The following is a 10,982-nucleotide window of genomic DNA, read 5'->3' as shown; positions in this document are numbered from 1 at the left end:
GCCATTCAGTATCAATGTTCACGCCATACAGCGAGTATGGCCCTTTACGCCATGGCATCAGATTTCGCATCAGGGTGTCGATACGCTTGATTTGCCCCGGGCTCAGCGGCGCTTCACTTTCCGCCGTCACGCTGTGTAATAAATCCAGACGGTACGGCGTCAGTTCCGGCAGAAATTCCACCGCGTTTGACCACTGCTTAAACAGACCGTGCTGATCGCGCTGCCAGGCGGCAATCTGCGCGGGCAACGTTTCCAGCCAGTGGGCAAGATGATTTTTGGCAATCAGCTGATAGAAGTTACCAAAGTCGATCATGCGCTCGCCTCAGCTTTCAATGCCACCAGTGAGCCAAAGTTAAAGCACTGGAACCACAGTTCGCTGTGCTCAAAACCGGCCTGACGCAGGCGGGCTTTATGGGTTTCGACTGAATCGGTCAGCATCACGTTTTCCAGCATGCTGCGCTTCTGGCTGATTTCCAGTTCGCTGTAGCCGTTGGCTCGCTTGAAGTCGTGGTGCATGTTGAACAGCAGTTCGCCCACTTTCGCATCTTCGAAGCTGAATTTTTCCGACAGCACCAGCGCGCCGCCCGGATTCAGCCCCTGATAAATCTTATCCAACAACGCCTGGCGCTCCGGCGGCTCAAGGAATTGCAGGGTAAAATTCAGTACCACCATTGAGGCGTTCTCGATGGTGATGGCGCGGATGTCGCCTTCCACCACCTCAACTGGCGTGGGTGCCTTGTAAGCATCGATATGACGGCGGCAGCGTTCGATCATCGCCGGGGAGTTATCAACGGCGATAATTTTGCAGTTTTCATGATGGATATTGCGACGCACCGAGAGCGTCGCCGCACCCAACGAACAACCCAGATCGTAGACCTGCGTATCCGGCTGCACAAAACGCTCGGCAAGCATGCCAATCATCGAAATGATATTGGAATAGCCGGGAACAGAACGCTGGATCATATCCGGGAAGACTTCGGCTACCCGTTCATCGAAGGTCCAGTCGCCCAGGCTGGCGATGGGCGCAGAAAAAAGCGTGTCGCGGTGAGACATAACGTAAAAATCCGGGAAAAATAAAGTGGCGTATTGTGCGCTAATGCAGGGAGAAAACCAACTCCCACGGCATATACCAAAGGTTCGCCAGCACCATCAGTAACAATGCACACCAGGTGGCGCTCATGCCGGAGCGACGCCAGCGGAACAGACGGTGATGGAAACCGTAATAATGCATCAGCCGACCCACGAGCAGAATAATGCCGCAAATATGCACCATCCAGGTTTCTGCGCCGTTCATTTCCATAAACAGCAGCAGCACTAACGCGACGGGAATATATTCCACCGCATTACCATGAATGCGGATGGCTGTCTGGAGTTCACTGAAGCCGCCGTCACCATAGGCAACGCGGTATTGCATCCGCAGGCGGACAACGTCAAAAGAAAACTTCATCAACAACAACGCACCCAAAACGGCATACAGCGCGCTTACCATACAAACTCCCTTTAAAATGGCTGATGGCACTGTCTATGATAGGTGGCAATTTCAGAAAAGAGAAGATTGCTGTGGAATGGACGGAGCAGTTCCGATATCTGGTAAGACGTCTCGCAAGTCCTGCCACAGGGTATCGACCAGTTCCGGAGCCTGCGCGATATCCGGGGTATGCAAAAAGAGATACGGTGTGGTGGCCTGTTCCCAGAGCGGTAATTTTTTTAGCCAGTCGGCAAAGAACGCCCGGTTTTGTCGCATATCATCGCTGCCGATAAAGCGCACCAGCGGATGGTTCGCGGTCACTACTGCATGTACCGGCAGTTTCGGCTTCTTGAGCTGGGCGTCGCGGATGGCTTCATTATGCGCATGGGCCGCGTGTACCGGACGACTGTCGAGGATAACCCGATTCACTCCGCGCTGATGCAATCCGCTATTAAGCTGCTGTTCAGCGTCACCTTTAGCGAAAAATTCAGGATGACGGACTTCGACGCCGTAGGTAAACGTCCGTGGCAGGGCATCGAGAAAATGCCAGAGCGCCGGGAGATCGCGGGGGCCAAAGGTGGCGGGCAATTGCAGCCAGTACTGACCGATGCGGCTTTCCAGCGGCGACATTCGGGTCAGGAATTCGTGCTGCAGATCATCGCAATTGCGCAGGGCCGCCTGATGGGAAATGGTCGCCGGGAATTTAAAACAGAAACGAAATGCATCCGTCGTTTGTGCGTACCAGCGTGCCACAATCTCCGCTTTTGGCAGCGCATACAGCGTGGTGTTGCCTTCCACACAGTTAAAGTGGCGGGCATACTCTTCAAGACCGGTGATGCCAAGACGCACCCATTTGGGGTGCGACCATTGCGGCAGACCAATGTAGATCATAAGGCGTTGACGATCTCTTCTGTGCTACGCACCCGCGCAATACGAGGGAAGATGTGCGTCAGGCTGTTCTGATGCTGGTCGGCGCTGGCGGCGCTACAGGCATCTTCGGCAATCACCAGGCTAAAACCCAGCTCCCAGGCGTTACGCGCGGTGGACTCGACGCCGATATTGGTCGAAATCCCGCACAGTACGATGGTGTCGATACCGCGGCGGCGTAACTGAAGCTCAAGATCCGTGCCATAGAATGCGCCCCACTGGCGCTTGGTCACTTCCAGATCGCTGTCGTCTTTGCCCAGCGCAGGCGGATAGGTCCACCAGTTTTCCGGCAGCGCATGGGCCGGTGCCTGTGCATCTACGGGTTGTTTGAGCGCTTCGGCGTAATCATCAGACCAGCCCACGCGGACCATTACCACCGGGGAGCCGTTAGCACGAAACGTCTGTGCCAGTCGGGCAGCGTGCGCCACCACGTCATTGGCAGAATGAGGGCCGCCGGCGAAGGGCAGGATCCCTTCCTGCAGGTCGATAATGACCAGGGCGGTCGTTTTTGCGTTCAGTTGTAACATGATAACTCCCGTCAAGAATCGAAATTCCATTACACCTTAATCGCGATTGGGTGTGTAACGAGCGACAATTTTTGTTATTTTTTGTGAGAATACGCAATGCCCGTCCAGGAAACAGGCGTACAGTCAGTACCGGGCTTATCGTGCGGCGGAATTTCCAGTATAATAGCCGCCTTTTTTCATTCAGTTGTGACATACAGTTAAAGCTGCGACATCGTGGCCTGCAAGACAGGCGACAATCCGCCTGCGGCTAATTAAGGGATATCTCATGCGTACAGAATATTGCGGACAGTTGCGTCTGTCCCACGTGGGGCAGCAGGTGACTCTGTGTGGTTGGGTCAACCGTCGTCGTGATCTTGGTAGTCTGATCTTCATCGACATGCGCGATCGCGAAGGTATCGTGCAGGTGTTTTTCGATCCGGATCGTGCGGACGCGTTAAAGCTGGCCTCTGAACTGCGTAATGAGTTCTGCATCCAGGTGACGGGCACCGTGCGTGCGCGTGACGAGAAAAACGTTAACAGCGAAATGGCGACTGGCGAAATCGAAGTGCTGGCCTCTTCGCTGACGATCATCAACCGTGCAGAATCACTGCCGCTTGACTCTAACCACGTGAACACCGAAGAAGCGCGTCTGAAATACCGTTATCTGGATCTGCGTCGCCCGGAAATGGCGCAACGCCTGAAAACCCGCGCGAAGATCACAAGCCTGGTACGTCGCTTTATGGACGACCACGGTTTCCTCGATATCGAAACCCCGATGCTGACCAAAGCCACGCCGGAAGGCGCGCGTGACTATCTGGTTCCTTCGCGTGTGCACAAAGGCAAATTTTACGCGCTGCCGCAGTCACCGCAGCTGTTTAAACAACTGCTGATGATGTCCGGCTTTGACCGTTACTACCAGATCGTCAAATGCTTCCGCGACGAAGACCTGCGTGCTGACCGTCAGCCTGAATTTACCCAGATCGATGTGGAAACCTCCTTCATGACCGCCGAACAGGTACGTGAAGTGATGGAAGCGCTGGTGCGTAACCTGTGGAATGAGGTGAAAGGTGTGGAACTGGGTGACTTCCCGGTCATGACTTTTGCTGAAGCCGAGCGTCGTTACGGTTCTGACAAACCGGACCTGCGTAACCCGATGGAACTGGTGGACGTTGCCGACCTGCTGAAGGCCGTTGAGTTTGCCGTGTTCTCTGGCCCAGCGAACGATCCGAAAGGTCGCGTTGCTGCGCTGCGTGTACCAGGCGGAGCGAGCTTAAGTCGTAAGCAGATCGACGACTACGGTAACTTCATTAAGATCTACGGCGCGAAAGGTCTGGCTTATATCAAAGTCACCGAGCGAGCGAAAGGTCTGGAAGGTATCAACAGCCCGGTGGCGAAATTCCTCAATGCGGAAATCGTGGAAGCCATCCTTGAGCGCACTGGCGCGCAGGACGGCGATATGATTTTCTTCGGCGCGGACAACAAGAAAGTGGTGGCCGACGCGCTGGGCGCGCTGCGTCTGAAACTGGGTAAAGACCTGGGTCTGACTGACGAAACGAAATGGGCGCCGCTGTGGGTCATCGACTTCCCGATGTTTGAAGACGACGGCGAAGGCGGCCTGACCGCGATGCACCACCCGTTCACCTCACCGAAAGACATGACGGCTGCAGAACTGAAAGCGGCGCCGGAAGACGCGGTGGCGAATGCCTACGATATGGTGATCAACGGCTACGAAGTCGGTGGTGGTTCCGTGCGTATTCACAGCGGTGAAATGCAGCAGACCGTGTTTGGCATTCTGGGCATCAATGAACAGGAACAGCGTGAGAAGTTTGGCTTCCTGCTCGACGCACTGAAATACGGTACGCCGCCGCACGCGGGTCTGGCATTCGGTCTGGACCGTTTGACCATGCTGCTGACCGGCACCGATAATATTCGTGACGTAATTGCCTTCCCGAAAACCACCGCTGCGGCGTGTCTGATGACCGAAGCGCCGAGCATCGCGAACCCGGCAGCACTGGCTGAACTGGGTATCGACGTGGTGAAGAAGGAAGAGAAAAACTGATATGGCTGATATACACGAAATCATTCGCGCTACCTCGCGGCGGCAACGGAGTGAGTTCCCATGATCATAGCTAACACTATGAATGGGATGAGCGAAGGCAGCCAACAACGAGATAGCGTGAAGGATAAAGTGTATAAGCGTCCCGTTTCGGTTCTGGTCGTTATCTACGCACAGGACTCGAAACGGGTGTTGATGTTACAGCGACGCGACGATCCTGAATTCTGGCAGTCGGTTACCGGCAGTGTGGAAGAGGGAGAGACCGCGTCGCAGGCCGCCATGCGCGAAGTAAAGGAAGAGGTCGCCATTGACGTTGCGGTTGAGCAACTGACCTTAATTGACTGTCAGCGCACGGTGGAGTTTGAGATTTTTTCTCATTTACGTCATCGCTATGCACCGGGTGTGTTGCGCAATACAGAATCCTGGTTCTGCCTTGCACTACCGCACGAGCGTCAGATCGTTTTTAGCGAACATCTGGCCTACCAGTGGCTTGATGCGCCAGCTGCGGCGGCGCTCACCAAGTCATGGAGCAACCGGCAGGCGATTGAAGAATTTGTGATTAACATCGCCTGAGAGGGCGTGCTTTTTTGAGGAAATATTTATGGCAGGTCATAGTAAATGGGCCAACACCAGACACCGTAAAGCGGCGCAGGATGCGAAGCGCGGCAAAATCTTCACCAAGATTATTCGTGAGCTGGTGACAGCAGCCAAACTGGGCGGCGGCGATCCGGATGCGAACCCGCGTCTGCGTGCGGCTATCGACAAAGCGCTGGCTAACAACATGACCCGTGACACGCTGAACCGTGCAATCGCCCGCGGCGTGGGTGGTGATGATGATGCGAACATGGAAACCATCATCTATGAAGGTTATGGCCCTGGCGGCACTGCCGTGATGATTGAATGTCTGTCTGACAACCGTAACCGTACCGTTGCCGAAGTGCGTCACGCCTTCAGCAAAACCGGGGGTAACCTGGGCACGGATGGTTCTGTTTCCTATCTGTTCAGCAAAAAAGGCGTCATCTCTTTCGAGAAAGGGGATGAAGACGCCATTATGGAAGCGGCACTGGAAGCGGGTGCGGAAGACGTGGTGACCTTCGATGATGGCGCGATTGATGTCTACACGGCATGGGAAGAGATGGGTAAAGTGCGTGACGCACTGGAAGCCGCCGGTCTGAAAGCCGACAGTTCAGAAGTCTCTATGATCCCGTCGACCAAAGCGGAAATGGATGCGGAAACCGCACCGAAACTGATGCGTCTGATCGACATGCTGGAAGACTGTGACGACGTGCAGGAAGTTTATCACAACGGTGAAATCTCTGATGAGGTTGCCGCTACATTAGAATGATGTGGCTTAATCCCGTTACAACCGGAGGCGCGTGATGTCCATCATTCTCGGTATTGATCCGGGCTCCCGCATCACCGGTTACGGCGTGATACGTCAGGTCGGCAGACAACTGACGTATCTCGGCAGCGGCTGCATTCGTACCAAAGTCGACGATCTTCCGTCACGCCTGAAGCTGATTTATGCCGGCGTGACGGAAATCATCACCCAGTTTCAGCCCGACTACTTTGCCATCGAGCAGGTCTTTATGGCGAAGAACGCCGATTCTGCGCTCAAACTGGGGCAGGCGCGCGGGGTAGCGATTGTGGCGGCGGTCAACCAGGAACTGCCAGTATTTGAATATGCGGCACGTCAGGTCAAGCAGACGGTGGTTGGCATTGGTAGCGCAGAGAAAAGTCAGGTGCAGCACATGGTGCGAACCTTGCTGAAACTGCCCGCGAATCCGCAGGCGGATGCGGCAGATGCGCTGGCCATCGCCATTACGCACTGCCATGTTAGTCAGAATGCGATGCAAATGAGCGAATCACGCCTCAATCTTGCCCGAGGTCGCTTGCGATAATGACAAATGAGGCTGGATATCTATCCAGCCTTTTTTTATGATACAGCTTTACTTTCGGCCCAACGCAGGAGCGTAACGTGATAGGCAGACTCAGAGGCATCATTCTGGAAAAACAACCCCCGCTGGTGTTACTCGAAGTGGGCGGCGTCGGCTATGAAGTGCATATGCCCATGACCTGTTTTTATGAGCTCCCGGAATCCGGAAAAGAAGCCGTTGTCTTTACCCACTTCGTGGTTCGCGAAGACGCGCAGCTGCTGTACGGTTTTAACAATAAGCAAGAGCGTACGTTGTTTAAAGAACTCATCAAAACCAACGGCGTCGGGCCTAAACTGGCGCTGGCGATCCTCTCCGGGATGTCCGCACAGCAGTTCGTCAATGCTGTCGAACGCGAAGAACTGGGCGCGCTGGTCAAGCTGCCTGGTATTGGCAAAAAAACGGCTGAACGACTGATTGTCGAAATGAAGGACCGTTTCAAGGGTCTGCATGGCGATCTCTTTACGCCAGCCGCCGATCTGGTGCTGACCTCGCCAGCGAGCCCGGCGACGGACGATGCCGAACAGGAAGCGGTTGCGGCGCTGGTGGCGCTGGGCTATAAACCACAGGAAGCCAGCCGCATGGTGAGCAAAATCGCTCGCCCGGATGCCAGCAGTGAAACACTGATCCGCGAAGCCCTGCGCGCCGCGTTATGAGGTAAAGGATGATAGAAGCAGATCGCCTGATTTCGGCAGGTGCCGCACTCACAGAAGATGTCGCCGATCGCGCCATTCGCCCGAAATTACTCGAAGAGTATATCGGTCAACCTCAGGTGCGTTCGCAGATGGAGATTTTCATCCAGGCGGCAAAACTGCGGGGGGATGCGCTCGACCACCTGCTGATTTTTGGTCCTCCCGGACTGGGGAAAACCACGCTTGCCAATATCGTTGCCAATGAAATGGGCGTCAATCTGCGTACCACTTCCGGTCCGGTGCTGGAAAAAGCGGGCGATCTGGCTGCGATGCTGACCAACCTTGAGCCGCACGACGTACTGTTTATCGATGAGATCCATCGACTGTCGCCGGTGGTGGAAGAGGTGCTCTATCCAGCGATGGAAGATTATCAGCTGGATATTATGATCGGCGAAGGGCCGGCGGCGCGTTCAATTAAAATCGATTTGCCGCCGTTTACCCTGATTGGCGCAACGACTCGCGCGGGTTCACTGACCTCTCCTCTGCGCGATCGCTTTGGCATTGTGCAGCGTCTGGAGTTTTATCAGGTGCCGGATCTCCAGCATATCGTTGGGCGCAGCGCGCGCTTTATGGGGCTGGAGATGAGCGAGGAAGGGGCGCTGGAAGTGGCGCGTCGCGCACGCGGTACGCCGCGTATCGCCAACCGGCTACTGCGGCGCGTACGGGATTTTGCCGAAGTGAAGCATGATGGCACCATTTCCGCCGATATAGCTGCTAAGGCGCTGGATATGTTGAACGTGGATGCGGAAGGGTTTGATTACATGGACCGCAAGCTGCTGCTGGCGGTGATCGACAAATTCTTTGGTGGGCCGGTCGGGCTGGATAACCTGGCGGCAGCCATCGGTGAAGAGCGTGAAACCATTGAAGATGTGCTGGAGCCGTATCTGATTCAGCAAGGTTTTTTGCAGCGCACGCCGCGCGGAAGAATGGCGACAGTACGCGCCTGGAACCACTTTGGCATTACGCCACCGGAAATGCCTTGATGCCTGATGGCGCTGCGCTTATCTGGCCTACAAAATCACGTAGGCCGGATAAGACGCGCTGGCGTCGTCATCCGGCAACATACCCGTCAGCTTGCCTGCTTCTTCATCATGCTGAAGATAAACAGCAGTGCGGCGCACAGCACCACTGATGGGCCCGCAGGGGTGTCGTAGAAGGCCGAGAAGGTCAGCCCACCTGTAACCGCTATCATTCCAGTTCCTACTGCAACGCCAGCCATCTGTTCCGGCGTCCGCGCAAAACGACGCGCCGTAGCTGCCGGGATAATCAGCAACGAGGTGATGATCAGCGCCCCGACGAACTTCATCGCCACGCCAATGGTTAAGGCTGTCACCAGCATCAGTAAAAGCTTCACGCGCTGCAGTTTCACCCCGTCAACAAATGCCAGATCGGGGCTGATGGTCATTGACAGCAGGTTGCGCCATTGCCAGAAGAGGATCGCCAGCACGATCACCACGCCCATGGCGATAGAGATCAAATCGTCCGGCGTAACCGCCAGCAGATCGCCAAACAGGTAAGCCATCAGATCCACGCGAATATTCGACATCAGGCTGACCACGACCAGGCCCAGCGACAGCGCACTGTGCGCCATAATGCCAAGCAGCGTATCGATGGCAAGGTGAGGGCGCTTTTCCAGCCAGACCAGGCCTGTCGCCAGCATTAGCGTTACGGCAATGACCGCATAGAAAGGGTTCACATCCAACAACAGGCCAAAAGCGACGCCGAGCAGCGACGCATGTGCCAGTGTATCACCAAAATAAGACATCCGACGCCAGACGACAAATGAACCCAGTGGACCCGCCGCACAGGCCAGCATGATCCCGGCTAACCAGCCAGGCAGTAATAATTCAATCATGATTGACCATTTCCCCGGCGCAACACAATACGACCCTGCAGGTCGTGGCGGTGATTATGATGATGACGGTAAATTCCCAGTTGCTCCGCGCCGCGAGGGCCGAACATCGAGATAAATTCCGGGTGCATGGAAACGATTTCAGGAGTACCTGAACAGCAAATGTGATGATTCAGACACAACACTTCGTCGGTTTTTGCCATCACCAGATGCAGGTCATGGGACACCATCAGCACGGCGCAATCCAGCTCACGACGTAACTGATCGATAAGGTCGTACAGCGCGACCTGGCCGTTGACATCTACGCCCTGAGTGGGTTCGTCAAGCACCAGAAGCTGTGGCTGATTGAGGAGCGCGCGCGCTAACAGGACGCGCTGCGTCTCGCCGCCGGAGAGCTTTTGCATCGGCGCGTCAATCAGATGCCCGGCCTGTACACGTTTCAGGGCCGGCAGGATGTCATCTTTCTTCGTACCGGGGCGCAGGCGTAAGAAACGACTGACGGTAAGCGGCAGGGTGGTATCGAGATACAATTTCTGCGGAACGTAGCCAATTCGCAGCTTACCATTACGCGTGATCACCCCTTCATCCGGGGCGACCAGTCCGAGAACGACGCGAACCAGCGTTGACTTCCCGGCGCCATTTGGGCCGAGTAGCGTTAAAATTTTTCCGGGTCTCAGTTCAAGCGAAACGTCAGAAAGGACGCGGCGCTGGCCGAACGAGACCGAGACATTTTCCAGTGAAACCAAAGTCGTCATGTCAATTTTAGTCTTGCAGAAGTTATAGAATGTTATAATATCACATTTCTCACATTCATTACGATGATTGGTCGCATTATGTTACATAAAAATACGCTTCTTTTCGCTGCATTATCCGCCGCTCTTTGGGGCAGTGCAACACAGGCGGCAAATGCCGCCGTTGTCGCTTCTCTCAAGCCATTAGGGTTCATTGCTTCTGCCATTGCTGATGGCGTCACGGAGACCCAAGTCTTACTTCCGGATGGGGCATCCGAACATGATTATTCACTACGTCCATCTGACGTAAAACGCTTACAGGGCGCGGACTTAGTTGTCTGGATTGGGCCGGAAATGGAAGCGTTCATGGAAAAGTCCGTCAGCAACATTCCCGCCGCTAAACAGGTAACGATTGCGCAACTCAAAGACGTGAAACCGTTGCTCATGAAAGGGGCTGACGATGATGATGATGAGCACGACCACGATCATGACCACGGCGAAAAAGGTGACGCACATCACCATCATGGTGATTACAACATGCATCTTTGGCTCTCCCCAGAGATAGCGCGGGCCTCAGCGGTTGCAATCCATGAAAAATTAGTGGAACTTATGCCGCAAAGTCGAGCCAAACTTGACGCCAACCTGAAGGATTTTGAGGCACAATTAGCCGCAACCGATAAGCAGGTCGGTAACGAGCTCGCACCGCTCAAGGGCAAAGGGTATTTCGTTTTTCATGACGCCTATGGCTATTACGAAAAACACTACGGACTCACTCCATTGGGTCACTTCACCGTCAACCCTGAGATACAACCTGGT

The 10,982-nt window shown here is 54.9% G+C and carries 14 protein-coding genes; 7 read left to right on the top strand and 7 right to left on the bottom strand.

Annotation, left to right across the window (positions count from 1 at the left end):
• From AB7E14_RS13610 to AB7E14_RS13590, 5 genes are all read right to left on the bottom strand, one after another.
• The coding region (locus AB7E14_RS13610) for a DUF1698 domain-containing protein (RefSeq protein ID WP_428169599.1) at positions 1-313 on the bottom strand (313 nt) is incomplete at its 3' end.
• Positions 310-1,053, bottom strand: a complete 744-nt coding sequence (gene cmoA / locus AB7E14_RS13605; RefSeq protein ID WP_043000353.1) for a carboxy-S-adenosyl-L-methionine synthase CmoA — start codon at positions 1,051-1,053, stop codon at positions 310-312. The genes AB7E14_RS13610 and cmoA, both read right to left, overlap by 4 nt.
• Before the next feature lie 40 nt (positions 1,054-1,093).
• The gene (locus AB7E14_RS13600; RefSeq protein WP_042318401.1) at positions 1,094-1,489 is read right to left on the bottom strand and encodes an MAPEG family protein; all 396 of its coding nucleotides are present in this window, start codon (positions 1,487-1,489) and stop codon (positions 1,094-1,096) included.
• Positions 1,490-1,540: 51 nt separating this feature from the next.
• Positions 1,541-2,359 carry a DUF72 domain-containing protein gene (locus tag AB7E14_RS13595; protein WP_316961755.1) on the bottom strand — a complete coding sequence of 273 codons (819 nt, stop codon included), beginning with the start codon at positions 2,357-2,359 and terminating at the stop codon, positions 1,541-1,543.
• On the bottom strand, positions 2,356-2,922 hold the full coding sequence (locus tag AB7E14_RS13590; RefSeq protein ID WP_316961754.1) for a hydrolase: 567 nt from the start codon (positions 2,920-2,922) through the stop codon (positions 2,356-2,358). Before AB7E14_RS13590 ends, AB7E14_RS13595 begins: the two co-directional genes overlap by 4 nt.
• Positions 2,923-3,187: 265 nt before the next feature.
• On the opposite strand from AB7E14_RS13590, the gene aspS reads away from it, so the two are divergent.
• From aspS to ruvB, 6 genes are all read left to right on the top strand, one after another.
• A complete protein-coding gene (aspS, locus tag AB7E14_RS13585) occupies positions 3,188-4,960 on the top strand; it encodes an aspartate--tRNA ligase (protein ID WP_044328622.1) in 1,773 nt (590 codons plus the stop codon).
• A 117-nt stretch (positions 4,961-5,077) separates the two neighbouring features.
• Positions 5,078-5,530, top strand: a complete 453-nt coding sequence (nudB, locus tag AB7E14_RS13580) for a dihydroneopterin triphosphate diphosphatase (RefSeq protein WP_043001901.1) — start codon at positions 5,078-5,080, stop codon at positions 5,528-5,530.
• A 28-nt stretch (positions 5,531-5,558) separates the two neighbouring features.
• Positions 5,559-6,302 (top strand): YebC/PmpR family DNA-binding transcriptional regulator, encoded by a 744-nt coding sequence (locus AB7E14_RS13575; protein WP_043000357.1) that lies wholly within the window; start codon positions 5,559-5,561, stop codon positions 6,300-6,302.
• 34 nt (positions 6,303-6,336) lie between these two features.
• On the top strand, positions 6,337-6,858 hold the full coding sequence (ruvC, locus tag AB7E14_RS13570) for a crossover junction endodeoxyribonuclease RuvC (protein WP_000022509.1): 522 nt from the start codon (positions 6,337-6,339) through the stop codon (positions 6,856-6,858).
• 77 nt (positions 6,859-6,935) lie between these two features.
• Positions 6,936-7,547: a Holliday junction branch migration protein RuvA gene (gene ruvA / locus AB7E14_RS13565; protein WP_043000358.1), complete on the top strand. Its 612-nt coding sequence runs from the start codon at positions 6,936-6,938 to the stop codon at positions 7,545-7,547.
• Between the two features lie 8 nt (positions 7,548-7,555).
• Positions 7,556-8,566 (top strand): Holliday junction branch migration DNA helicase RuvB, encoded by a 1,011-nt coding sequence (ruvB, locus tag AB7E14_RS13560; protein WP_043000359.1) that lies wholly within the window; start codon positions 7,556-7,558, stop codon positions 8,564-8,566.
• An 86-nt stretch (positions 8,567-8,652) separates the two neighbouring features.
• Here ruvB and znuB read toward each other — a convergent pair whose 3' ends face one another.
• Positions 8,653-9,438, bottom strand: coding sequence for a zinc ABC transporter permease subunit ZnuB (gene znuB / locus AB7E14_RS13555; protein WP_044257629.1), 786 nt, complete (start codon positions 9,436-9,438; stop codon positions 8,653-8,655).
• A complete protein-coding gene (gene znuC, locus AB7E14_RS13550) occupies positions 9,435-10,190 on the bottom strand; it encodes a zinc ABC transporter ATP-binding protein ZnuC (RefSeq protein ID WP_044257630.1) in 756 nt (251 codons plus the stop codon). Before znuC ends, znuB begins: the two co-directional genes overlap by 4 nt.
• A 78-nt stretch (positions 10,191-10,268) precedes the next feature.
• Here znuC and znuA point away from each other — a divergent pair.
• A partial coding sequence (znuA, locus tag AB7E14_RS13545; RefSeq protein ID WP_428169598.1) for a zinc ABC transporter substrate-binding protein ZnuA occupies positions 10,269-10,982 on the top strand: 714 nt, incomplete at its 3' end.

The organism is Citrobacter sp., assembly GCF_050252275.1.
GTDB lineage: Bacteria > Pseudomonadota > Gammaproteobacteria > Enterobacterales > Enterobacteriaceae > Citrobacter_A > Citrobacter_A amalonaticus.
The sequence above is the reverse complement of the archived record's forward strand: the minus strand, read 5'-3'. Positions and strand labels throughout refer to the sequence as shown.